This is a genomic window from Pseudomonas sp. TE12234 (assembly GCF_054061835.1).
The window spans coordinates 174822-197403 of the sequence record NZ_JBSSEP010000002.1 but is presented as its reverse complement, the minus strand read 5'-3'; the positions used below and the strand labels follow the sequence as shown (position 1 = coordinate 197403).

23 protein-coding genes and 2 pseudogenes are annotated in these 22582 nt (G+C 58.9%); 17 read left to right on the top strand and 8 right to left on the bottom strand.

What is annotated here, in order from left to right:
- Positions 1-315 precede the first annotated feature (315 nt).
- Entirely contained in the window at positions 316-1248 is a 933-nt protein-coding gene (locus tag ACVWYU_RS04540) for a helix-turn-helix transcriptional regulator (RefSeq protein WP_090321482.1), read from the top strand.
- 74 nt (positions 1249-1322) lie between these two features.
- Here ACVWYU_RS04540 and ACVWYU_RS04535 read toward each other — a convergent pair.
- From ACVWYU_RS04535 to ACVWYU_RS04525, 3 genes and pseudogenes are all read right to left on the bottom strand, one after another.
- Positions 1323-1542: pseudogene (locus ACVWYU_RS04535) on the bottom strand (VOC family protein); the annotation flags it as partial.
- Positions 1543-1784: 242 nt separating this feature from the next.
- A pseudogene (locus ACVWYU_RS04530) lies at positions 1785-1973 on the bottom strand (IS5/IS1182 family transposase); the annotation flags it as partial.
- A gap of 90 nt (positions 1974-2063) precedes the next feature.
- Complete coding sequence (locus ACVWYU_RS04525) at positions 2064-2549, bottom strand: winged helix-turn-helix transcriptional regulator (protein WP_457372037.1); 486 nt, start codon at positions 2547-2549, stop codon at positions 2064-2066.
- A 306-nt stretch (positions 2550-2855) separates the two neighbouring features.
- On the opposite strand from ACVWYU_RS04525, the gene ACVWYU_RS04520 reads away from it, so the two are divergent.
- From ACVWYU_RS04520 to ACVWYU_RS04495, 6 genes are all read left to right on the top strand, one after another.
- The gene (locus ACVWYU_RS04520; RefSeq protein ID WP_457372036.1) at positions 2856-3251 is read left to right on the top strand and encodes a nuclear transport factor 2 family protein; all 396 of its coding nucleotides are present in this window, start codon (positions 2856-2858) and stop codon (positions 3249-3251) included.
- A 54-nt stretch (positions 3252-3305) separates the two neighbouring features.
- A complete protein-coding gene (locus tag ACVWYU_RS04515) occupies positions 3306-3773 on the top strand; it encodes a nuclear transport factor 2 family protein (protein ID WP_457372035.1) in 468 nt (155 codons plus the stop codon).
- 87 nt (positions 3774-3860) lie between these two features.
- The gene (locus tag ACVWYU_RS04510) at positions 3861-4274 is read left to right on the top strand and encodes a tautomerase family protein (RefSeq protein ID WP_457372034.1); all 414 of its coding nucleotides are present in this window, start codon (positions 3861-3863) and stop codon (positions 4272-4274) included.
- A 384-nt stretch (positions 4275-4658) separates the two neighbouring features.
- On the top strand, positions 4659-5555 hold the full coding sequence (locus ACVWYU_RS04505) for an alpha/beta hydrolase (RefSeq protein WP_457372033.1): 897 nt from the start codon (positions 4659-4661) through the stop codon (positions 5553-5555).
- A gap of 44 nt (positions 5556-5599) precedes the next feature.
- Positions 5600-5803, top strand: coding sequence for a hypothetical protein (locus tag ACVWYU_RS04500; protein WP_457372032.1), 204 nt, complete (start codon positions 5600-5602; stop codon positions 5801-5803).
- A gap of 31 nt (positions 5804-5834) precedes the next feature.
- Positions 5835-5981: a hypothetical protein gene (locus tag ACVWYU_RS04495; RefSeq protein ID WP_457372031.1), complete on the top strand. Its 147-nt coding sequence runs from the start codon at positions 5835-5837 to the stop codon at positions 5979-5981.
- Positions 5982-6021: 40 nt separating this feature from the next.
- Here the strand turns inward: ACVWYU_RS04495 and ACVWYU_RS04490 are convergent, their stop codons facing one another.
- On the bottom strand, positions 6022-6936 hold the full coding sequence (locus ACVWYU_RS04490) for a LysR family transcriptional regulator (protein ID WP_457372030.1): 915 nt from the start codon (positions 6934-6936) through the stop codon (positions 6022-6024).
- A gap of 269 nt (positions 6937-7205) precedes the next feature.
- On the opposite strand from ACVWYU_RS04490, the gene ACVWYU_RS04485 reads away from it, so the two are divergent.
- From ACVWYU_RS04485 to pgm, 5 genes are all read left to right on the top strand, one after another.
- On the top strand, positions 7206-8228 hold the full coding sequence (locus ACVWYU_RS04485; protein WP_090321486.1) for a zinc-dependent alcohol dehydrogenase family protein: 1023 nt from the start codon (positions 7206-7208) through the stop codon (positions 8226-8228).
- 186 nt (positions 8229-8414) lie between these two features.
- Complete coding sequence (locus tag ACVWYU_RS04480) at positions 8415-8672, top strand: hypothetical protein (RefSeq protein WP_457372029.1); 258 nt, start codon at positions 8415-8417, stop codon at positions 8670-8672.
- Positions 8673-8793: 121 nt separating this feature from the next.
- Positions 8794-10272 (top strand): hypothetical protein, encoded by a 1479-nt coding sequence (locus tag ACVWYU_RS04475; RefSeq protein ID WP_457372028.1) that lies wholly within the window; start codon positions 8794-8796, stop codon positions 10270-10272.
- Between the two features lie 37 nt (positions 10273-10309).
- Entirely contained in the window at positions 10310-11710 is a 1401-nt protein-coding gene (locus ACVWYU_RS04470; protein ID WP_248914887.1) for an aminotransferase-like domain-containing protein, read from the top strand.
- Positions 11711-11821: 111 nt separating this feature from the next.
- A complete protein-coding gene (gene pgm / locus ACVWYU_RS04465; protein WP_247257109.1) occupies positions 11822-13468 on the top strand; it encodes a phosphoglucomutase (alpha-D-glucose-1,6-bisphosphate-dependent) in 1647 nt (548 codons plus the stop codon).
- Between the two features lie 106 nt (positions 13469-13574).
- Here the strand turns inward: pgm and ACVWYU_RS04460 are convergent, their stop codons facing one another.
- Complete coding sequence (locus tag ACVWYU_RS04460) at positions 13575-14270, bottom strand: pirin family protein (RefSeq protein WP_457372027.1); 696 nt, start codon at positions 14268-14270, stop codon at positions 13575-13577.
- Positions 14271-14548: 278 nt separating this feature from the next.
- On the opposite strand from ACVWYU_RS04460, the gene ACVWYU_RS04455 reads away from it, so the two are divergent.
- The gene (locus tag ACVWYU_RS04455) at positions 14549-17023 is read left to right on the top strand and encodes a UvrD-helicase domain-containing protein (RefSeq protein WP_457372026.1); all 2475 of its coding nucleotides are present in this window, start codon (positions 14549-14551) and stop codon (positions 17021-17023) included.
- A 62-nt stretch (positions 17024-17085) separates the two neighbouring features.
- On the opposite strand, the gene ACVWYU_RS04450 is transcribed toward ACVWYU_RS04455, so the two are convergent.
- Positions 17086-17358 carry a DUF1652 domain-containing protein gene (locus ACVWYU_RS04450; RefSeq protein WP_034148820.1) on the bottom strand — a complete coding sequence of 91 codons (273 nt, stop codon included), beginning with the start codon at positions 17356-17358 and terminating at the stop codon, positions 17086-17088.
- Positions 17359-17620: 262 nt separating this feature from the next.
- Between ACVWYU_RS04450 and ACVWYU_RS04445 the strand changes: the two genes are divergently transcribed.
- From ACVWYU_RS04445 to ACVWYU_RS04430, 4 genes are all read left to right on the top strand, one after another.
- Positions 17621-18436, top strand: coding sequence for a helix-turn-helix transcriptional regulator (locus ACVWYU_RS04445; RefSeq protein ID WP_090321503.1), 816 nt, complete (start codon positions 17621-17623; stop codon positions 18434-18436).
- Between the two features lie 50 nt (positions 18437-18486).
- Positions 18487-19893, top strand: coding sequence for an NAD(P)/FAD-dependent oxidoreductase (locus ACVWYU_RS04440; protein WP_457372025.1), 1407 nt, complete (start codon positions 18487-18489; stop codon positions 19891-19893).
- Between the two features lie 43 nt (positions 19894-19936).
- Positions 19937-20281 carry a cupin domain-containing protein gene (locus ACVWYU_RS04435; RefSeq protein WP_090321510.1) on the top strand — a complete coding sequence of 115 codons (345 nt, stop codon included), beginning with the start codon at positions 19937-19939 and terminating at the stop codon, positions 20279-20281.
- Between the two features lie 69 nt (positions 20282-20350).
- On the top strand, positions 20351-21436 hold the full coding sequence (locus tag ACVWYU_RS04430; RefSeq protein ID WP_457372024.1) for a polyamine ABC transporter substrate-binding protein: 1086 nt from the start codon (positions 20351-20353) through the stop codon (positions 21434-21436).
- A gap of 39 nt (positions 21437-21475) precedes the next feature.
- Here the strand turns inward: ACVWYU_RS04430 and ACVWYU_RS04425 are convergent, their stop codons facing one another.
- Together ACVWYU_RS04425 and ACVWYU_RS04420 are read right to left on the bottom strand one after the other, a co-directional pair.
- Positions 21476-22135, bottom strand: coding sequence for an MliC family protein (locus ACVWYU_RS04425; protein ID WP_457372023.1), 660 nt, complete (start codon positions 22133-22135; stop codon positions 21476-21478).
- A 138-nt stretch (positions 22136-22273) separates the two neighbouring features.
- Positions 22274-22498, bottom strand: a complete 225-nt coding sequence (locus tag ACVWYU_RS04420) for a YgdI/YgdR family lipoprotein (protein ID WP_090321521.1) — start codon at positions 22496-22498, stop codon at positions 22274-22276.
- Positions 22499-22582: the final 84 nt, after the last annotated feature.

Here is a 22582-nt window from a genome sequence, read left to right as displayed (position 1 = left end):
GGCGTTAGATCGTTTGTTCTCCTGAAAACATCGATTAATGCAGGTGTCCAAGAAAAATCAAATCAGCTCATTTCCACAGTTCTGCCTCATATGCTTCATAAGGTATTGTTTTTTAAATAATTAATATTTTGTGTGTGCTCATGGCTTTTTGGACGGACGACACATCACTCACAGATACAATTAATTCCCTGTATTCTGTTGTCATCCTATGACGTGTTGAAGCCAGCGGTGTCTGCCTTCACAATCACCGCAGTCGCCGCCTGCATCGCGACGCGACGACAACCTGTCCACTTACCTGTCGAGGATCCTCAGGAAATGTCGTCACCGAGTCGAGTACCCACCTACGTCATGCAGCAACGCAGCGAATTGACGGATTTCTACATCCGCGACAAAAAGGGACGGCGAGCCGAAACCAGTCCGCATCGTCACGAGTACTTTCAGATCCAGGTCAACCTCGGTGGAGATACGGTGCAGCACATCGGCAACGTCGAACGTCCGTTTCCACGCAATACACTGGCCTTCATCCTGCCTCATCGCGTGCACGTGATTCCGCATCCGGCCGACAGCAATTTCATGGTGATCAATTTCTCCCAGACCTTCCTGCTGCCGCATTTGCAGTGCGACCCGATGGATCTGGAGGAAGTCTCGATTTTGCTGGCCCCGGAGTTGTCACCGTTCCGTTTCCAGGAACATCTGGATTTCATTCTGGCCGATGAGGACTTCAACAAAGTCTGTGCCCTGATCGAACAGATGCGAGTCCTGGATGAGAACCGTCAGTTTGGCACTCGTGAGATGCTCAAGGGGTTGTTGCTGCAACTGGTGGGGAGTGTTTGTGCCTTGTATGCCGAGCCGCTCAAACGGTTGGCCGAAGAGAATGCCGCCGAAGTCAGCCGACGCAATGCGCTGAGCAGGATGTCGGAATACTTGCGCAAGAACATCGCCGACCCCGATCTCAACCTGATCAAGGTGGCTGCTGCGACTTACCTGTCTCCGACCTATCTGACGCACTGGTTGCGCAAGGAAATCGGAAAGACCTTCACTGAGCTGGTGCTCGAGCGCAGGATGCACGCGGCGCGCAATTATCTGCTCAATGGAACACGACCGGTGGGGGAGGTGGCGAGGTTGTGCGGCTTCGCTGACGAGGCTTATTTCTCCCGACGCTTTCGCCAGATACATGGCCAGCCACCTGGACAATTCAGACGCCAGCAACTCAATCCCGATACTCCACAATCACCGTCCAACACATGATCGACAGCTGTGGGTGATGTGGCGGTAGATACCGAGGTCGATCCGGGCGCACCGGATTGTCCGAAATCAGACGTTCACCGCAGCATCTCCCAGGCAAATGCAGTCTCGACAAATGCCTCCAGACACCTTGTCTACCAGGATCTCGATAGAGAAGTGCCCGAAGCGCTTGGGCAGCCAGATGGCACGTGCCCCGGAGGGTGATTGCGGGTTCGCGCGTGCCAATGGCTCTGCGTTTTTATCTTCTGGCTGAACGCCGGCGACCATCGGTTCGTCATAGGCCTTCTTGAGGTCCGGTATATGCCGTTAACCTTCTGTCATTAAGCAGTTGTTTTGAGCCGGGTGGACTTCCGTTACAGACTATCCGGATCGCCAAAGAACATTTTGACTAGGCTCTAGAACAACATTTTCAGGCAGAAAAATTTCAAATACGCCCCCAATGTTGCCCCCACTTGAACCGGGTGTGCGAGCGATCGCGACTGGCGATTTTCTGACAGAGATCCAGTTGGATTCGGATGGCTCTCAGTGGATCTCCATATTAGGTTGGATTGCTTGGCCTCGGATTTGTCCCGCATCGGCACGTGAGGTTCGATGTCATTTTCCTCCACCATCCAGGCCAACATCGGCGCTGTACCGTACGCGGTATCGCCGATGAGGCGTTGCGGCTTGATGTCGAACTGCGCTTCAACCCGATCGATCATCGTCTTGGTGCTCTCGATGTTGGCGCTGATGCGATTTTGACCCCCCCCTGGGTCAAATTCGCATCAGCGCCAACACGTTGCACCCCATGGTGGATGTCATGACGCCAAAGATTGGTGCTAAGTAGCGATTGCTTGCTCGTCGTCGACCCGGAGTTCGCCCAATACTGAGCGCACTGGACGAGGTGCACCGAGATGCAGATAACGTAGCTCATCCATCAAGGCACTCCAAAGTGAAGGGCCGCCCTTTTCCAGCACCCCCGCGCGCAAAGACGCTTCCTTGCTCGGATGCGTATGCCGAACGCCCCAGGCAGCCATATGTGCGAGCAGAGGTACAAGCTGTATTGCCGCTTCCGTGAGGCTGTAAATTCCTTTCTGCTGATGTTTCGGATCCGGACATCGTGTCAGCAGGCCAGACGCGGTCAAGTGCTTCAGCCGACTTGCGAGGATGTTCGTGGCGATGCCTTCCTGGTTTTGCTCCAGCAGCGCGCCATAACTGCGTCTGTTCTCAAACATAACATCGCGGATAACGATCAGGCTCCAGCGGTCGCCGATCTGCTCAAGCGTCAGGTTGATCGGGCAGCCCGATCGTCTTGTCTGTTGCACTGCTATTCCCCTTGAATTTCTACTTGCATTATGCAAGTAGAGCAAATATTATTCAACCACTTGCACGTTGCAAGTGGTAAGAGAATCGAACATCTGCGCTTTTCAACACGGGTGACAGAGGCAATTCGGTGCTGCGTATGGCCGAAATGACGATAACAGCGACATAGCACGATGAGCTGGCGTTTCGCTGAAGATCATTACAGTTGTACGGACCAACATACCCCACCACACAGCCGTGGGAGATGGCGAAATTTAATCCGCCTACTCTCCCCTCAACCCAACAGATAACGAAGAGAGGACAAACCAATGAGCACCGAAGAGAGAAACAGGAATTTCGTGTTGGAAGCGTTTGATACGCTGTTCAACAAGCGCGACTATGCCGCGGCCGAACGCTTCTGGTCGCCCGACTATATCCAGCACAGTGCCTATATCGCGCCCGGTCGCGAAGGCCTGTTTGATCTCGTCAAGGCAGCGCCCGCCGAGTTTCGCTACGAAAATGGGCTGGCCGTGGCCTCGGGCGATTATGTCGTACTTCATAGCCGCTTCTCAGGATTCGGCGCCCCGACAAACTGGATCGTGGTCGACATAGTTCGCATCGAAAACGGCCAGCTCGCCGAACACTGGGATGTTATCCAAGACGAGGCCACGCGCGACGGTTCGAAAAGTGGGCTCCCGATGTTTGGCGATAGCTTTCCGAACTGATCCTACTGCGCCGCCCCTGGCGGCGGCCGCCAATTTTTCCTGAGGAAAGTGACCATGACTGATGCAAAAACATTGCTGTTAGACCTGCTTGCCGTTGTCCCCGACGGCAAGAAATGTGCTGAGCTGTTCGCCGAGGACGGCGTGCTGGAACTCCCATTCCTCCATTCGCTCGGTATTCCGACCCGCCATCAGGGGCGCGAAGCCATTGCGAAGCTCTATGATTTTGTCGGCGGCAACCTTTATCCCGGCTTCAGCTTCAAACCCGAAAATACCACGGTGCTGATCGACACGAAGGATCAGGTGTACGCCGAATATCTGGCGGAAGCGCGCGCGGCGTCGACCGGACGTCTCATCCATCACTTGTTCACGGGATACCTCGTTGTCGAGGGCGGCAAAATCAAGTTGCTTCGCGAGTCTCTTAATACGGTGGCGGCGGCACAGGCACTCTACCCAAACGGCGCTGCTGACATGCCGCCACCAGAGGCGGAGATTTTCTCGGTTCCTCCGGGATATGAAAGCTAGGGTTGTCGAGGCCGCTGAGGCAGCGCATACATCGAAGCGCACTTCATCGCCTCATTTGACCTGAACAACACCACCGAGGAAACACTCATGCCAATATTCCACGCCCACATTCCGGCCCAAAAATTCTCTAGCGAAGAGAGACGCGCGCTGGCGGATGCCTTGAATCTCGCTCTTCATGAAGCCATGGATACGCCCAAGGATGACCGTTTCGTCATCATCAGTGAGCACAAGGACGATGAGCTTTTCATCCATCCGACTTTTCCTGACATGAAGAGATCTGACAAGCGCATGGTCGTAACGGTAACGATAGGCACGAGCAGAACAGTGGAGCAAAAACGCAAGCTCGCGGAGTTGGTCACCCGTTACGCGGTAGAAAAGGCGGGCGTCAGTCAGGACGATATCAGCCTGATCATGTATGCCGTTCCCTTGGAGAGCATGAGCTTTGGCGGTGGCAAGCTGGTCTCTGACATTGACCTCTCCATGCCTTGGGTAAACAAGTAAGAAATACGAAAGCCGCCCCCGTTCTTTAGAAACGGCGCAGCAGAATTGACTCGAAACGAATGTCTCGTTCGTTTCTCAGGAGTGGGGCTCATCTGGCTCCGATCCGACACCATGTTCTGGACGGGGATCGGGATGAATGCAGCCATCACTTCGACCATGGTGTTGCGCACGCGCACCGGGCCGGAGGCACTGTAGGTGCCCGATCCTGCGCGGAGGTGGGCCGACCGACTATTTCGAAATCGGCGCGGAGCAGCTCTTCACGCTTGAGCGACCAGGCAATTGACCTCGCATCGAGTGACCGAGGCAAAAGGGTGGAAGGCATGAACTGCCGCTGCGCATAGGGTTTACGGCGCCGCCTGACCTCTTTCTACAAGGAGAACTTCCATGTTTCGACGTATCGATATCGCGTTCGAAGCCGAGGGCGGCGTCACGCTGCGCGGCTGGCTCTATATTCCCACCGGCGGCACCGCCCCCTATCCTGCCATCACGATGGCGCATGGTTATGCCGGCGTGAAGGAGCACGGCCTGGAGCCATTCGCTGAGAAATTTGCCTCCAACGGCTTTGTCGTCCTCCTGCACGATCACCGCAACTTCGGCGCCAGCGAAGGCACGCCGCGCCAGGATATCGACCCATGGTGTCAGATCGCTGATTGGCGGCGTGCGATCAGCTTCCTCGAAGACCAGGACGCCGTCGACGCGACGCGCATCGGCTTATGGGGCACGAGCTATTCCGGCGGTCACGCACTCGTGCTTGGCGCAACCGAACGCCGCTTGCGTGCGGTCGTCGCGCAGGTGCCGACGATCAGCGGCTTCGAGCAAGGACTGCGCCGCATTCCGCCCGATGCTGTCGCCGCCATCGAGGATGCCTTCACGGCGGACGAGCGCGCGCAAGCCCGCGGCGAGCCGCCGCGTAGACAGGCAATCGTCAGCGCCGATCCGGCCGTCCCAGCTTCGTACCGTACCAAGGAAGCCATCGAGTTCTATCTGCAGCCCCTACCCGACGGCGCCTGGGAGAACAGCGTCACGGTGCGCTCGACGCGCGCTGCGCGCATGTACGAACCGGGCACGTGGATTGCGCGCGTGTCCCCCACGCCGCTGCTGATGATCGTCGCGCTGCAGGACGCGATCACGCTGACCGATCTTGAGCTGGCCGCCTACGAACGCGCCCTTGTGCCGAAGCGCCTCGTGACGATTCCCGGCGGCCACTTCGATCCGTATATCACCAGATTCGATCAATCCAGTGCTGCCGCGCTGGACTGGTTCAAGGAACACCTCGCGTAACCACAACTTGCGACAACGCGGGAGCCCAACTCATCTCTCCCTATGTGAGTGCGCCGTTCAAGGTGCTGGGCACGGATGGCTTCGGCTGTTCAGACACCCGGCGCGCCCTGCGGCGTTACTTCGAGGTGGACAGCCAGGCGATCTGCCTGACGGCTCCGCAGGTACTGGTGGAGCAAGGACGCCTGGCCGCAGACACGGTCGCCAAAGCCCGTCGTATCATGGACAGTACGGATAATCGCCATGCTTGACCGCCGTGGATAGCCAGGATTGACCTGGGTGGTGTTTCAACTCAGCTACCTGTGGCTGTGGCTGTGGCTGTGGCTGTGGCAGGTGCTGTCATATGGCCTTGAGGGTTGGCGTACCTTGCTGGTCGCCACCCATCTGGCTCAGCAGCATTGCCTGCAGCTCTTTTGCGGGCCGTTGTGAGTGCCCGGTCATCCGGCGTTTAAGTGTGTGACGGCTTGAATCAAAGACTCTCAGGGTCGCCAAAGAACATCTGAATCCGCGAGCGCAACCAGCGCTCACCCGGATCATTGTCCTGCGACCCGCGCCAGGCCATGTGCAACTCGAAGCTGCGCACCGGCAGCGGCGGGTCTTCCGCGCGCACGCCGCCGGCAGCGGTCAGTGCGTCGGCCGTATAGTCCGGCACGGTGGCGACAATATCGGTGCCGGCGAGGAGGGTGCTCAAGCCGTTGAATTGCGGGACGGCGAGCACCACGTGACGTTTGCGCCCGAGCTTTTCCAGCTCCTCATCGATAAAACCGCTGAGGTCGCCGGCGAACGAGACCAGCGCATGGGGACGCGCACAATAATCATCCAGGCTCAGCGGCCCCGGCACGGTGTCGGCACGCAGCAGTTTGGGCTGACTGCGGCGCAACACTTTACGCTTGGCATTCGCGGGCAGGTCGGTGGTGTAGCTGACACCGATGGAAATTTCGCCGGATGCCAGCAACCCCGGCATCAGGATGTAGTTGACCCGGCGCACCACCAGGACGATCCCCGGCGATTCGGCACGCAGGCGTTTGAGCAGCATCGGCAGCAGGGCGAATTCGACATCGTCCGACAGCCCGATGCGAAACACTGCGGTGCTGGTGGCCGGATCGAAATCGGCCGCACGGCTGACCGCTGTGGAAATTGAATCCAGCGCCGGTGAGAGCAGGGCGAAGATTTCCACGGCCCGGGCGGAAGGCTCCATGCTGCGGCCGGTGCGCACAAACAACGGATCATCAAACAGCCCGCGAAGACGCGAGAGCGCGGCGCTGATGGCCGGCTGGCCAAGGAACAGCTTCTCCGCAGCGCGAGTCACACTGCGCTCGTGCATCAATGTTTCGAATACGATTAACAGGTTCAGGTCGACACGACGCAGGTCATTACGATTCATCTGGAGTCCTGGCAGAGTCAGCAAACTTGACGTGAGCGGCCATATGAGAACAATGGCCAGCGAGAATATTACGGGGAAAGGCTGGTACTCTGCACCGAGTAATTCAGTTTTCCTACAAATGCGGCTTCGGTTTCTCACGACATTTGACAATGTTGCCGCTGCTGCGGAATCAATGACAGGCATGTCGACTATTAATAGCCACTGATAGTCTTGGGTTAAAAGCCCAGCTAGAGTTCAAGGCATTAGAGGTTTATTTGGCGAGGTTTGCGATGTCCCGCACGATCCGTTTTCACAAGTTTGGTCCAGCCGAGGTGCTCAAATGCGAAGAGCATGCGACGGCTCTGCCTGCACCGGGCGAAGTGCAGGTGCGCGTCGAAGCCATTGGCATCAGCTGGTATGACACGCTGTGGCGTCAGAACCTGGCCTCGTCCCACGCTCGCCTGCCTTCCGGTATTGGCCAGGAAATGGCCGGTATCGTGACCGCCGTCGGCGAAGGTGTCGATGACCTGGCCGTGGGTGACAAGGTCGCCAGCTTCCCCGCCCAGAGCCCGAACGACTATCCGGTCTACGGTGATCTGATTGTGCTGCCGCGCACATCGCTGACCCGCTACCCCGACGTGCTCAGCCCGATTGAAGCCAGCGTGCATTACACGCCGCTGTTGATCGCCTATTTCGCTTACGTCGATCTGGCACGGGTCAAACCCGGACAATTTGCCCTGGTGACCGACGCCAGTCACTGTGCCGGCCCTTCCTTTGTACAGTTGGGCAAAGCCTTGGGCGTGCGAGTGATCGCTGCCACCAAGAGCGCGGAAGAACGTGAAAACCTGCTGTCGCTGGGTGCCGAGAAAGTCATCGTCACCGAAGAAGAAGACCTGCTGATTCGGGTCAACAAGATCACTGACAATCGTGGTGTCGATGTCGTGTTCGATGGTCTCGGTGGTCCGCAGATGTCGCTGCTTGGCGATGTCCTGGCGCCTCGGGGCAGCCTGGTGCTGTACGGTCTGCAAGGTGGCAACCAGACACCGTTCCCGGCTTGCGCGGCGTTTCAGAAGAACATTCAGTTCTTTGTACACTGCATCGGCAACTTCACCGGCAAGCCGGAACTGGGCATCATCCAGGACCAGGTCGCACTGCAACGTGCCTTGCGTGACATCAACCAATTGACCGCGGACCGTGTTCTGCTGCCGCTCAAGACTCGGGTCTTCCCGTTTACCGAGGTGGTCGAGGCACATCGCTACATGGACGAATGCCCATGCCGCGAACGAGTCGCCCTGCAGGTCGAACCGGCCTGACGCTCCCGCAAAAGTCCGTGCCTTCACGGACTTTTTGCCTTCAGCACTTTCCGACATGACACCCCCCATTGGCCTGCCAATGGGCCGGTTCAGCAACTGAACTGGTTTTTGCTGTCTATCTGTAGCTTCTAATCAGCATCTAAGCCTTGATAATTGAATGATTACTTTCATCTCAAGGAATGAGTCATGGCCAAGTATCCGATCGATACTTTTCGATGCACAGCATTGCCACTAATTAAAAAAACACTGCACGGTTACAGGGTTGCCGAACATTCGGGGGCAACTTCTTTCTTTATTTCTTGTAATAAACGTCTGTGGGACGCTGTCGGACATTTCCTAGCATGTCGAGCGCCAACGGATGAAGCCTTGCCAGCAGGGCTTTTCGTCAATGCAGAGGGCGTTCGCCGCGTTGGCAACGACCCAACCTTCTGCATATTGGCTTGAAAACTTAAGTGTTAGCATTTGGCTATCATTCCCGATAATTCACTCATCTCCAGGCAACCCCTTGCGCTGTGCGCGCAGTTATTTGCGCGGCTTCGGACTTATAAGCATCAGGTAAATAAAGATGACCAACATCCATGAACAAGCCATGAACAATGTCTATCAACAAGTATTGCAACGCTTACTGAGTTTCTTTTCCCGTGCCGAACGCACCGCATTGCAATTATTGATCCAGCGCCTGGCGGTGGCTGCCGGAGGCATGGAGCAAATGGGCAGCTACAAGGTACTGGCTATCCAGTCCGGTTCCCGCGACTGTTGCTACACCCTGGCGTTACTGCGTGCGGCACAGCTGACCATCGCCACGCGGGCGCCGGCGACATTCCAGTTGCGGGTGGCGACGTTGCGCTTGAACAGCACCAGTTCAGCGGCCCTGGATAACATCGACCGCACTTACAGCGCGTTGTTCGTCCATGACGACCCGAGGGTTGAACTGTTGATGGTCGAAAACCGCGAAGTCCTGCCCTTCGACCCTGCCGCGCCCATATCGAAGGCCGGTCGCGAGTCCAACCGGATGAACCTGTTGATGATCGGCCATCGCCGCACCTCGGACGAGCCGCTCGAACTCTGGGATGACGGTTATCTGGCCACAGGCGAGTTCTATGGACAAATCGCCCGCTGGAACCACGGTGTCGACGCCTTGATCAGCGGCGACTCACCACGCCAGCAGAAGCAGTTCATCGAGGGATTGAACCGCGCGGCGACCAAGGCCGGCATCGGATTGACGAGCCACCCCGATTCCGAGTTCGGCTGCCTGTTCGCGCGACTCGACGAGCTGGGAAGTGACTGCTACCAGGCGTTTTATGGCGAACACGGCCAGGTGCCCTGGCGTCCGGCCGAGCAGTTTGAAGCTTGCCGGCGCAGCACATTCATCAGTATTCACGACATATTGGTCGGTAATCTGGAAGAACGTTGGCCGTTGTTGTCGGAGTTTCTTGGTTTCAAGGCGGACACGTTGACGAGGCAACTCAACGACTACGAGTACGCCAGCCCGGGCATTGCCGCGCATATTGAAGGCTTGCAAGCCTGCTACGTGCAGGGTCAGACCTACGAGGCAGGCGTCGCCCGATACCTGCAACGCACCTTGGTGATGATGCATCGCCGACAACTGCCGGAACGCCTGTGCGAGCAAGCGGTGGAGGCGTTCGGCAACCCGGCGGCGCTGGACGAATTACGCGCGCAAGCGGCGGCCGAGGCTCAACTCAGTCTTGGTTTGAGCGAGGCGCAACTGGTGTGCCTGTTGTTTGCGCCCTTCACCGAGAATGGCGCCAGGCTTGAGCACTTCCTGCGCCAGTGCCATCCAGGCATGCTCGTGGCCTTGCCTGATCTGCACCGGGCCATGCAGGGCCAGCCGGTCGCCGAGCAGATCATGCAATGGATGATCGACGTCAGCGGCTTGCCTGTCAGCCTGATCGGCAAGCTTTACCGCATGGCGCCGGTGTCCAGTCAAGGGGGCGGGGCAGCAGAGTGGGCGGACACCGATGCGCAGGCCATTGAAGGACCTGACGACGCCCCACTCTCGGGTGAATGGTCGGCAGGTCGCTGAAGGTGAGCTTCAAACGCTTTGAAACAGGCTTTTGCCCATGAAAGGTCCGCGCGAAACCGACTTTGCTTATCAGGCGGTGTACCGCTATCTGACCAGCCTGATCAGCGAGCATGCCACTGATGCACGCGTGCGCCTGCCATCGTTGCGCCAATTGGCGCAGCGTCTGAACGTATCGATCTCGACCATTCAATACGCTTACTCGCTGCTGGAGAAGGAAGGGCGCGTCTATTCATTGGCCAAGTCCGGCTATTACGCTACGCCGGTGCCTTCCATCAGTACCCTCTACAGTGGCAGCGACCTGTTGGAAATGGTCTACAGCCACGCGCGGCGCCCCGGCACGCTGAACCTGAGCGCCGATGAGCCCGCTTTGCTGCAGCCACTCGACAGCCCCCTGTTGCTACTGGAAAGGGAGTTGCTGCGGCAGTATCCGCGCCAGCCGCAAGCGTCTTCACAACCGTGCGGCGAACTGGAACTGCGTACCGCACTGGCTGCGCGTTATACCTCTTCGCCGGTGCGCTGCTGGCATGCCGATGAGGTCTACATTGGTGCTGATCTGCGGGGTGTTTTGGAAATACTGATCACCGTGTTGTCGCTCAGGGGCGCGACGGTGGTGGTCGAGTCGCCGTGTGACTGCGCCTTGCTGCGCCTGTTGCAGGATGCCGACGTGCGAGTCATCGAATGGCCGCTGCTGGCCAACGGAGCGCTGAATCTCGAACACCTCGAAGCGCTGCTTGAAACCGAGCCGGTAAGACTGGTCATGGTGTCCTCCGGGGTGAACATGCCCCGGGGCAGCCGGGCGCCCGACCATAATCGCCAGGCCGTTGCGCAGTTGTTGGCGCGCCATGACTGCCAGGTGCTGGAAAACGATTGTTACGGCGAGCTGGGGTTCGAGCCTGAAGGTCTGCATTTTCGCGATCTGCTGCCGGCCGAACGACTGATCGTGTTTTCCTCCTTCGAAAAAATCATCGGCCCGGAGGCGCCCTTCGGTTATCTGCTCTCACGTCACCTGGGAGCCGAATTGCAGCGGCACTTTCTGTTGCGCGCCTTCCGCCTTTCACCGATTCGCCAGAAAGCCATTGCGCGCCTGTACAGCAACGGTCGAATCGACCATCACTTGCAGGTGCTGCGGCGCCGGCTCAAGGACAGCAAGGCGCTGATGACCCAGTTGCTGCAAGAACGACTGGGCGATGCACTGCACTTCGTCGAGCCTCAGGGCGGCTCGACCATCTGGGTGAGTTCGCTGCGCCGCGTCGATGTGCGTCGGGTGTTTCAGCGCCTGCTCAAACATCAGGTGGTGATCGCGCCAGGCGAGCTGTTCAGCCTCCAGGGATTGCATGCTCAACATCTGCGGCTGAGTCATACCTTTGCCAGCGAGCATGACCTCGCCGGAGCACTGGGCCTGCTGGGGGATGCCCTGCGTCTGGAAGCCATTGACTGAGCGAGGTTTGAAAACATCGGCCACACTCATGGATCGATCCCATCGCACTATGGTCAAACTGCCAGTAAACTGCGCTCCTATCCCTAAACCACTCTATTCCAGAGGTTTTGCATGACACTCAGTCCTTTTGCGGGTAAACCGGCACCGGCAGAACTGTTGGTCGACATCCCGCGACTGGTAACGGCTTATTACACGGGCCAGCCTGATGCTTCGATCTCCACCCAGCGCGTCGCCTTTGGCACGTCCGGGCACCGGGGCAGCTCGTTCGACCTGAGTTTCAATGAATGGCACGTCCTGGCGATCAGCCAGGCGATCTGCCTGTACCGCGAAGCCCAGGGCATCGACGGCCCGCTCTTTGTCGGCATCGACACCCACGCGCTCTCCACCCCGGCCGGCGCCAGCGCCCTTGAAGTGCTCGCCGCCAACGGTGTGACGGTGATGATCGCCGCAGGCGATGAATACACCCCGACCCCGGCGGTTTCCCACGCGATTCTCTGCTACAACCGTGGCCGTACTTCGGGGCTGGCCGACGGTATCGTGATCACGCCGTCCCACAACCCGCCGCAAAGCGGTGGCTACAAATACAACCCGACCAATGGCGGCCCGGCCGATACCCACATCACCAAGTGGATCGAAGCCAAGGCCAACGAGCTGCTGGCCAACAAGCTGGCCGGCGTCAAGCGCATCAGCTACGAACAGGCCCTGAAGGCCAGCACCACCCATCGTCATGACTACCTCAATACCTATGTCGCCGATCTGATCAACGTGATCGACTTCGATGCCATCCGCGATGCCAAGCTGCGCCTGGGTGTCGATCCGCTGGGTGGAGCAGGGGTGCGCTACTGGTCGGCGATTGCCGAGCACTACCGTCTGGACCTGGAGGTGGTGAACAAACAGGTGGATTCGACCTTCCGTTTCATGACCGTCGACTGGGATGGCCAGATTCGCATGGACCCATCGTCCAGCTACGCGATGCAGGGCCTGATCGGCCTGAAAGAGCGTTTCGACGTGGCATTCGCCTGCGATCCCGACCACGACCGCCATGGCATCGTCACGCCGTCCGGCGGCCTGTTGGCGCCGAACAACTACCTCGCGGTATCGATCGACTATCTGTTCCAGAACCGCCCGCAATGGCGTGCGGATGCGGCCGTGGGCAAAACCGTGGTCAGCAGTGGCTTGATCGATCGCGTGGCCAAGCGCCTGGGCCGTCGCCTGTACGAAGTGCCGGTCGGCTTCAAATGGTTTGCCGATGGCCTGTTCGATGGTTCCCTGGGCTTTGGTGGTGAAGAAAGTGCCGGTGCCTCGTTCCTGCGCAAGGACGGTAGCGTCTGGTGCACCGACAAGGACGGCCTGATCCCGGCCCTGCTGGCGGCAGAAATGACCGCTCGCACCGGTCGCGATCCAAGCCAGGCCTACCGTGCCTTGACCGATGAGCTGGGCGAGCCGTTCTCGGTGCGGGTCGATGCCAAGGCCAACCCGGAGCAAAAAGCCCTGCTGAGCAAGCTGTCGCCGGCGCAAGTCACCTCGACCGAACTGGCGGGTGAGCCGATCCAGAGTATCCTCAGCCACGCCCCGGGTAATGACCAGGCCATCGGCGGCCTGAAAGTCATGACCGAGAACGGCTGGTTCGCGGCGCGTCCGTCGGGCACCGAAGACATCTACAAGATCTACGCGGAAAGCTTCATCGGCGACGAGCACCTCAAGCAACTGGTGGCCGAAGCTCAAACCTTGGTGGATGGCGCCATCTCCGCCAAGTGATTGAGGGGCCTGTGGTGAGGGGGCAAGCCTCCTCGCTACACTGATTCGGACAAAAAAAGGGGCAACCATCACGGTTGCCCCCTTTTTTTGTCTGGCGTTTACTGGATCAGGCCAGGTCCACCAACACGATTTCACTGTCCTCGATGGCCGTCACACGCAATACGGATTCTTGCGCCACCGCGACACCGTCTCGAGCTTGTGCACGCAAGCCATTGACCTCAATGACTCCCGTTGCCGGCACCAGGTAGGCACGGCGACCGTTGTCCAGGTGATACTCGGCGGTTTCGCCGGCCTTGAGGTTCGCTGCTACCAGCCGGGCATCGGCACGGATGCGCAGGCTCTGATCGTCGCCCGCCTTGCCGCTGGCCAGGGTCACGAAACCTTCACGCTGGCCTTTGGGGAACGGCTTGGCGCCCCAGGACGGCGCCAGGCCGGATTCGTTGGGGATGATCCAGATCTGGAAGATTTTGGTCGGTTTCGCTTCCAGGTTGTACTCACTGTGGGCAATCCCGGTGCCCGCGCTCATGACCTGTACGTCACCGGCTTCGGTACGGCCCTTGTTGCCAAGGTTGTCCTGGTGGGTAATGGCCCCTTCACGGACATAGGTGATGATTTCCATGTCGCGATGGGGGTGTTGCGGGAAGCCGGTGCCAGGGGCGATCACGTCGTCGTTCCAGACCCGCAGGTTGCCCCAGTTCATGCGTTTGGGGTCATGGTACTCGGCGAACGAAAAGTGGTGATGCGCATCCAACCAGCCATGGTGAGCGCCACCGAGCGAGTTGAAAGGTCTGAGTTCAAGCATGATCGTCTCCTGAAAGGTTCGTCATGGGGCGGCAGGCCGGGGCCATGAAGCGAGACCGGTGGTTGATGACAGGCATCATCCAGCAGGCAAGGATCGAAAAAAAGCGTAAAAAGTGCTGCATAACAATCGATTTACTTGATAGGAAATCGCCTCGAAACATTATCATCCTGCTTTCAGTTCTTCGCATAAGCCAATGAGTCATAAGCATTTCACTAGAACTCAACGGCAAATGAAGACACCATAGCCCTCAACAGCCTCAGACCCTGGAGTCCGTCCGCGTGCCGCAACACACCCCCGATCTTCCGCCTGAACTTCGTCCTCTGGCCGAGATGCCGCTGCTCAAGCGCCTGGCCGCCCGGTTCTTCGGCCATGGCCTGACACGCCTGCGCGCCCAGCACCGTGCGTCCTGGTTGCATGGCCAGGCCGACGGCTTTCGCAGCGGCCATATGGCGGGGGTGGAATACGGCTATAAAGAGGGCAAGCTCGAAGGGTTGGAAGAAGGTCGGCAGGTCCTGTTGATTCGCGACTCGCGTTCGACCGAGCATCGTCCGCCCGGCATCGACGAACACCTGTTCGACGACTGGCGCCTGCCATTGAGCGCGGAATTGAAGAAACGCATGAAGGCCGACGTCGCGCGTTTGCTCCCGGCACACGCCCAGCCCAGCGCCGCCCAGTGGAAGATGATCTTCAGTGACACGCCTTCGACTTCAGTGATCGCGGGGGCCGGCGCCGGCAAGTCGACGACCCTGGTGCTGCGGATCGTGCTGCTGGCGCATTATCTGGGCTTTGAGCTGAGCTCGATGACGGTGGTGACCTTCACCCGGGAATCACGCAAGGACTTCATCAATAAGTTGATCGAACTGTTCGCGCTCTGGGGGCATACGCTCAACCTCAAGGACGCTCGCGACCTGGTGCGCACTTTCCACTCGCGGATCCTGCCGATGGTCCGCAGCTTGCCCGGCTTCGAACGCTTGCAGGCCTTTGAAAATCTCAGCTTCCGCGGGCAAAACGGCGAGGAGGACGTCGATAGCAATCCGTTCGACCTGCGCATCAATGATGCCCAACGCCAGCACCTGAACGCCTGTTATCACGCCTTGCACACAGGCGATGAGCGTTTCCGTGAACTGATCAAACCCTTGTCACGCCACGCCTTGCAGCTCAGGGAGCTGGAGCGCGATCATCCGGACGTGCAAAAACGCATGGCCGTGACCGAACTGGCCGCCAAACGTGATGAGGAGCTGTGCGACTTCGTCGAGGATTTGTGGTTTCGCGCGGGCGCCTGGCCGATCAAAGGCATCGAGCCCAATCGCCAGACCTTCGATATCAACGGCTCGACCTTTCATTGCCACGGCTACATTCCGTCCCTGGACGCCTGGGTCGTACTGGGTTTCGATCCTCGGGAAAACCCGCAGGTCAGCCGTCCGAACGCCAAGCTGACGGTCCGTGCAGAATGGGCTGTAAAGCGCACCCTGTTTCAAGCTTTCTGTCGTAAGCCGTTGATTTGGCTGGATAGTTACGAGTCATCAAGGCGCGTGTTGGCCTCGTTGGCCGGCGATGCCAGTGCCGGGCCGGGCTTTGATTACAAGGTCAAGGGCGAGCTCGCGTCCGCGCCATTGCTCGATTGTTTCGTCGCGGCCGCCGGGTTTATCGAGAACCTGGGCCTGGATGTACCGAACGCCGTCAGCCAGATGACTTTTGCCAAGGACGATCCGGACCGGTTTTTCTTCGAGGCATTGAGTCTGTTCTGGCGAGCGCTGGAAGATCATCTGCTCGAGCAGAAACCGCCAATCATGACCTACAACCGGATGTTCGCCTTGTTCAGCGAACATTCCCCGGAAAACCTCAAGCTCCTCAGCGACGAGCTGCTGCGGCCGCTTTCACACCTGATGATCGACGAGTTTCAGGACGTCTCGCCGCAGATCGTCTCGTGGATTCGCGCCAGCCTGGCCGAAATCCGCAGTCGTGGCCCGGCCATGCACGTCGGGCGTGGTGCGCAGCGCTCGTCTTTGCTCTGCGTGGGGGACGACTGGCAGTCGATCTACGGTTGGCGCGGCAGTTCGCCGAGCTATTTCATGGAGTTCAACAAGGAGTTTTCGTCGCCAAGCACCACCCGGGTCATGCTCAGCGACAACTATCGCAGCCACCAACACATCATCGACGCCGCCGAACACATCGTCCGCGCCGCGCCAGCGATCCCCGGCAAGAAGGCCAGGGCCAGCGGCGCGCCCAGGGAGTTGTGGCCGGTCAACGTGCTGGATCGTGACGATCAGGGCATGGCCAAGCGCTTGATGGAGCACTACCGCAAGGGTGATTCAATCTTGATGCTCTATCGAAAAAGCAGCGATAAGTTATTGATAGAGCAGCATATTCAACCTGTAGTTAATGTAGATTCTAGCTTGCCGTACGAAGCCCGGCGGCTGAAACAGCTGACCTATCACAGCGCCAAGGGCTTGCAGGCCGATGCCGTGTTTTTGCTCGGCGACTGCCAGCACTTGACCAGTTCACCGTACAAGAATCAGGTCTACCGCATGGCGGGTCTGGGCAAGGTCGGCGACAGCGAGCCGTATGACACCGCGCAGAAAGACGAGATCCTGCGGCTGGCTTACGTCGGCATTACCCGGGCCGTCAGCCATTGCTACTGGTACGTCGATGCCCAGGATACCCAGGCGGTGAATATGCCCAAGGCTTCAGACCGCATCGGCAAGGGCAAGGCGTTTTTTGTCGATCACCGGGACTGCAAGAGCTCAGCCTGAGGCTTTAAATCCCGGCCAACAAAAAGCCCACAAAGTGTGGGCTTTTTCGTGAGGTTCGGCCTTCAGGCATAGCTCCGGAGGGCCACCGGGGGAATGAACGCTTCGAGCTCATCCTCGACGGCTTCGATTATTCGCTCTACATCGGCTGCATTCATGACGGTTGCACAAGGTATACCGGCAATGGCGATCATGGTCTCGCCAGTGGCTCGATCGAACAGGCGGGCAATCATGCTGCCCGGGGCATCCATGCTCGCCTCGAAACCCATGGGATGAAAATGCCAGCGCATCAGCTGGCAGGCGTTTGGAAAGGTGACCTTACTGAAGCCTTTATTCATATGTTGCCCGCCTTCTTCATCGAGCGCTTCCATTAGCTCATGGTAGGTGGGAAGAACCTTCGTTGGTTCAACCGGTGACAGACTTTAAAAGTAGCACCCGGATGTGAAAATCATGTGTTTTTTTCAGTCTGTTTGGCGATTGCCGGTTGTTTTCTTGATCCAGAGCAAGATCCTGGCTGATCTTCTGATGAAGGGTGCTGCCGTTGCTCATTGAAGCGGCGGCAGAAGTTCGGCAAGCTCGTTGCTTTTCGTCGAGATGCCTATGCACGCCGAGGATGATGGCCCGCAGCAAACCCAGGCCACGGGCGAAACGGTCATGCGTTATCACCTACGCTGGAAACACCGGGACCTGGATGGCGTCATGGCGCTGTACCACCCCGATGTTCAATACAGCGACTTTTTCCAGAACCGGGTCATGGGCCTGGACGAACTGCGCGAATACGTACGCAACAGCATGCCAAGGGACCCGGATGAGGCGCTGGAACACTCCGATCGCATTCGCCTGGACGGCAACACCGCGTTCATTCAGTACCGCATCACCCTGCGCGGCGGTGAAGGCCTGGTGTCGTTCCGCGCCAGTGAAGCGATCACCGTGCGCGACGGACTGATCTGGCGGGTCAACGAATACGCCTCCCTGGTGCACGAGCAGCCCGCCAGTAAAACCACCGGGCCACAACGGCCCGCGGTCAGTCGACTCGGCCTGTCGCCGCGTCAGCTGAGTTTCATGGCGGACGACTTGCAGCAGTACTTCCAGCACCAGCAACCCTATCTCGACCCTGAACTCGACTTGCAGCGGGTGGCGAAGGAGTGCGGCTACAGCCGTAATCAAATCTCCTATCTGCTCAATCAGGTGCTGGGCCAGAGCTTCTATCGCTACGTCAACCAGGCACGCCTGCAACACCTGCTCGCGGCACTGGACAGCGCCACACCGCCGGTGCGCATCGACGAACTGGCCTTTGCCGCCGGGTTCAATTCGCTGTCGGCGTTCTACAGCTGTTTCCGCCAGCACACCGGCCAGTCGCCCAAGGCCTACGTCAAACAAATTTCTTTGCGTGCACGCGCGCAAGACAGCCTCTGAGCCCACGCACTAGGATCACCGCCATCGAAGTTTGAGTGGCGGAGTCTTGCATGCCGGCGTGGCGCACTATCAGTTTGTGGATGGACCAACTCGACGAGCCGTTACTCGCTCGTCCGGCACTGGATCAGGATCTGGATCTCGACGTAGCGATCATCGGCGCCGGATACACCGGCCTGTGGACCGCGTACTACCTCAAGCGCCAGGCACCGGAGCTGAACATTGCCATCATCGAGGCGCAGACCGCCGGTTTTGGCGCCTCGGGGCGCAATGGCGGCTGGCTGATGGGCAATCTGCTGGGCGAAGACCGGTTGCTGGCCCCTTTGTCACCGCAACAGCGCAGGGCGTCCTATGACCTGCTGCACCGCATTCCTGACGAAGTGCAGATCGTCCTCGAACGTGAAGGTATCGACTGCGATTTCCGCAAGGGCGGGGTGCTTTACTGTGCCGCCCGCTACCCGGAGCAAGAGTCGAGCCTGCGCCAGTATCTGGACTCGCTCCACCGCCAGGGCCTCAATGAAAACGATTATCGCTGGCTCAGTGCCCGGCAGTTGGCGCAACAAATCCGCATCGCCAAGCCCTATGGCGGAATCTACGCACCGCACGTCGCTACCCTGCACCCGGCCAGACTGGTACGCGGCCTGGCGCGCACCGTCGAGCGCATGGGCGTCAGGATTTACGAAAACAGCCCGGTCACCCACTGGCAGGCGGGTAGCCTGCGCACCGCGCAAGCCTCGGTTCGCAGCCGCTGGGTGGTGCCGGCGGTGGAAGGCTATTCGGTCACGCTGCCGCCGCTCGGGCGTTACCAATTGCCGGTACAAAGCCTGATCGTCGCGACTGAGCCTTTATCTGCGGCCACCTGGGATGAAATTGGCCTGAGCAACGGCCAGGCGTTCAGTGAAAGCAGCCGTCAGGTCACCTACGGCCAGCGCACGGCTGACAACCGTTTGATCTTCGGCGCGCGCGGCGGCTACCAGTTTGCCGGCAAGTTGCGCCATGACTTCAACCTGACCAGTAGCGAAATCGAGCTGCGCCGTTACCTGTTCAGTGAGCTGTTCCCGCAGCTCAAGAACGTGCAGATCACCCATGGCTGGGGCGGCAACCTGGGCATGTCACGGCGCTTCAAGCCGCACATGCTCTGCGACCAGGCCAGTGGCATCGCCTTGTCCGGCGGCTATGGCGGGGAGGGCGTGGGCGCCAGCAACCTGGGCGGGCGAACCCTTGCCGACCTGATCCTGCAGCGCGACACCGAGCTGGTTCACCAGCCGTGGGTCATCCCCCGGCGCGGGCTCGATGCGCTCAGGGCCTGGGAGCCCGAACCCTGCCGCTGGCTGGGCTACAACGCGATCATCCGCAGCTTTGTCCATGAAGACCAGACCCTGGCCAACCCGGCCACCGCGCCCTGGCGGCGCAAGCTTGCCAGCGGGGTCGCGGGGTTCATGGAAGGTTTCATGCACTGACCGACGCGATCTTCATCTACAGGCTTCATCGAAAGGTACTCCCATGAGCATCACGCAATTCAAGAACACCGCAACCCTCACTCTGCAAGCGTCCAGCCCGGTCGCCGTGCCGCTGGGCTTGCCCGTGGCCGTCGCATCGACCACCAGCGTCGAACGCGACGACGGCGTCGAAACCGGGGTTTGGGAATGCACGCCCGGTCGCTGGCGGCGGCAGATCGTCGCCCAGGAGTTCTGTCACTTCATCCAGGGCCGCTGCACCTTCACCCCGGATGACGGCGGCGACACCCTGCACATAGAAGCCGGCGATGCACTGATGTTGCCAGCCAACACCCTCGGCATCTGGGACATCCAGGAAACCGTGCGCAAGACCTACGTGTTGATTTTTTGAAAATAGAAAGTTGAAAGCTGATCCCTTGATTGCCTGCCAAACAAAAACAACCTCTACAGGAATCGACTCATGATCCGAAAGACACTGACCCTTGCGCCGCTGATGCTCGTCGCTTCAATCAGTCAGGCCGCCGACACCGTCAAGATCTACAACTGGTCGGACTACATCGCACCGGACACCACGAAAAATTTCCAGAAAGACACCGGCATCGCCTTCACCTACGACGTCTATGACAGCAATGAAACCCTCGATGGCAAGTTGATGACCGGCAAATCCGGTTACGACGTGGTGTTTCCGTCCAACCACTTCATGGCGCGGCAAATTGAAGGCAAGGCGCTGAAGAAGCTCGACAAGAGCCAGTTGCCGAACTGGAAAAACCTCAATCCGGTGTTGCTCAAGGCCTTGCAGACCAACGATCCGGGTAACGAGCATGGTTTTCCGTATCTGTGGGGCAGTACCGGGATCGGCTACAACATTGCCAAAGTCAAAGCAGTACTGGGCGACAACGCCCCGGTGGATTCCTGGGACCTGATCTTCAAGCCCGAGAACATGGAAAAGCTGCAGAAGTGTGGCGTGGCCATTCTCGACAACGGCCCGGAGTTGCTGCCCGCCGCCCTGAACTACCTGGGCCTGCCGCATCACAGTAAAAACCCGGAAGACTACAAGAAGGCTGAAGCACTGCTGTTGAAAGTACGGCCGTATGTCAGCTATTTCCACTCGTCCAAATACACCAGTGATCTGGCCAACGGCGACATCTGCGTGGCCGTCGGCTTCTCCGGCGACATCCTGCAAGCGGAAAACCGCGCCAGGGAAGCCAGGAACGGTATCGACATCGGTTATTCGATTCCCAAGGAAGGCGCGGCGATCTGGTTCGACATGGTGGCCATGCCCGTCGATGCCCCGGATGAAAAGGCCGGGTATGCCTTCATGAACTACCTGCTGCGCCCGGACGTCATGGCCGATATCAGTAACTACGTGCACTACGACAATGGCAACGAACAGGCCGACAGCCTGATCGAACCGGCGATCAAGAACGACACGAAGGTCTATCCGAGCCCGGACATGATGGGCAAATTGTTCGCCCTCGAAGCCATGCCGCTGAACATCGACCGGGTTCGCACCCGTGTATGGAACAAGATTCGCACCGGTAGCTAAGGGGTTCAGGCCATCGGGACAGGAGGTCCCGGTGTGCAATCAGCCAACCGGCTCGGCCTTGCAACTCATCTCCGCCGAGCCCGGCATCAGCAACAAGGCGTCATCGCCCTCGTACCAGAAGCTGTAGCTCCCTCTGAAATCCTTGCCGCTGTATCGGGTGCCAATTGTGCTCGGCTGCTGGTTCAAGGTGACGGAGGTGTTCGCCCACTTCAGGTACACGACCCCCGGGTTGACAGTGAAGAAGGTGGCCGCGATCAGCGCATTCAATCCCGCGCAACGAAAGGCCACAGGGCCTTCAGTCAGGCGGCTGGGATCCTTGGTCCTGGCAATGGCTGAGCCCTGACGCAGCTGAAAGGCGCGCTCGGCATAACTGCGGATCGTGCACGTCTTGGGCTCGCGATCCGAGGCGCACTGATTACGGGCGTCGAGCCAGAACTGCTGATCGATTTCGACCTTGTTTCGTGGTGGTACGGCGTGGTCGTCTGTCAGCACCAACAGATACAGGCGCTGCAGTTCGATGTCCATTTGCGCCAGTTGCGGGTCGCGACAGATGAGTTTTTCGATGGATGCCCTGGACGTGGCGCAATCGAAACTGGTCTTGAATACCCGCGAAGAAGTGGCGGCACTTGCGCACAGGCTGGTTGCCGCGCACGCGCTGGCGGCGAGGAGAGCGGCCAAAAGGGGCGTGGGCATTTTCATTTCGGCTTCACCTGGATCATGACGTGATGCCTGCGCAAACATTCGCTCGCACGGGGTGTATCGCAGTGTAAGGCAGGTATGGAAACCTGCCACACCAAGGGGGATAAGCAGGGGACGTGATCAACTATAACGCGCTACTCAGTCTTCCCGGCGGATCGTGGACACGTCATTGGCGTTGACTCTGACCTTGGCTCCGGAAATATCCTCGAACTCGAAGAAGCCGTCCTTGGTCTTGGTTTTCGGCATGTCCTTGGTCAGGTACTGAGTGCCGTTCTGCAGCGTCACTACCGTGGGTGTCGAGCAACCGGCCAAGGCCAGAAAGGCCGCGATTGCCAAGGGCAGGCCCAGCGTCTTGATGTTCATAACCACCTCTCATACTTCAAATGAAACAGTGCGACTGTCGCGAACGACTGCGCTTCTTAGGCGGTTGGTGCCATGGAACGGCAG

What these genes read in the sequence shown, in the direction of transcription:
- ACVWYU_RS04540 (WP_090321482.1), top strand. Translation starts at nt 316, where the DNA reads ATGTCGTCACCGAGTCGAGTACCCACCTACGTCATGCAGCAACGCAGC.
- ACVWYU_RS04520 (WP_457372036.1), top strand. Translation starts at nt 2,856, where the DNA reads ATGAGCACCGAAGAGAGAAACAGGAATTTCGTGTTGGAAGCGTTTGAT.
- ACVWYU_RS04515 (WP_457372035.1), top strand. Translation starts at nt 3,306, where the DNA reads ATGACTGATGCAAAAACATTGCTGTTAGACCTGCTTGCCGTTGTCCCC.
- ACVWYU_RS04510 (WP_457372034.1), top strand. Translation starts at nt 3,861, where the DNA reads ATGCCAATATTCCACGCCCACATTCCGGCCCAAAAATTCTCTAGCGAA.
- ACVWYU_RS04505 (WP_457372033.1), top strand. Translation starts at nt 4,659, where the DNA reads ATGTTTCGACGTATCGATATCGCGTTCGAAGCCGAGGGCGGCGTCACG.
- ACVWYU_RS04490 (WP_457372030.1), bottom strand. Translation starts at nt 6,936, where the DNA reads ATGAATCGTAATGACCTGCGTCGTGTCGACCTGAACCTGTTAATCGTA.
- ACVWYU_RS04485 (WP_090321486.1), top strand. Translation starts at nt 7,206, where the DNA reads ATGTCCCGCACGATCCGTTTTCACAAGTTTGGTCCAGCCGAGGTGCTC.
- ACVWYU_RS04480 (WP_457372029.1), top strand. Translation starts at nt 8,415, where the DNA reads ATGGCCAAGTATCCGATCGATACTTTTCGATGCACAGCATTGCCACTA.
- ACVWYU_RS04475 (WP_457372028.1), top strand. Translation starts at nt 8,794, where the DNA reads ATGACCAACATCCATGAACAAGCCATGAACAATGTCTATCAACAAGTA.
- ACVWYU_RS04470 (WP_248914887.1), top strand. Translation starts at nt 10,310, where the DNA reads ATGAAAGGTCCGCGCGAAACCGACTTTGCTTATCAGGCGGTGTACCGC.
- pgm (WP_247257109.1), top strand. Translation starts at nt 11,822, where the DNA reads ATGACACTCAGTCCTTTTGCGGGTAAACCGGCACCGGCAGAACTGTTG.
- ACVWYU_RS04460 (WP_457372027.1), bottom strand. Translation starts at nt 14,270, where the DNA reads ATGCTTGAACTCAGACCTTTCAACTCGCTCGGTGGCGCTCACCATGGC.
- ACVWYU_RS04450 (WP_034148820.1), bottom strand. Translation starts at nt 17,358, where the DNA reads ATGAATAAAGGCTTCAGTAAGGTCACCTTTCCAAACGCCTGCCAGCTG.
- ACVWYU_RS04445 (WP_090321503.1), top strand. Translation starts at nt 17,621, where the DNA reads ATGCACGCCGAGGATGATGGCCCGCAGCAAACCCAGGCCACGGGCGAA.
- ACVWYU_RS04440 (WP_457372025.1), top strand. Translation starts at nt 18,487, where the DNA reads ATGCCGGCGTGGCGCACTATCAGTTTGTGGATGGACCAACTCGACGAG.
- ACVWYU_RS04435 (WP_090321510.1), top strand. Translation starts at nt 19,937, where the DNA reads ATGAGCATCACGCAATTCAAGAACACCGCAACCCTCACTCTGCAAGCG.
- ACVWYU_RS04430 (WP_457372024.1), top strand. Translation starts at nt 20,351, where the DNA reads ATGATCCGAAAGACACTGACCCTTGCGCCGCTGATGCTCGTCGCTTCA.
- ACVWYU_RS04425 (WP_457372023.1), bottom strand. Translation starts at nt 22,135, where the DNA reads ATGAAAATGCCCACGCCCCTTTTGGCCGCTCTCCTCGCCGCCAGCGCG.
- ACVWYU_RS04420 (WP_090321521.1), bottom strand. Translation starts at nt 22,498, where the DNA reads ATGAACATCAAGACGCTGGGCCTGCCCTTGGCAATCGCGGCCTTTCTG.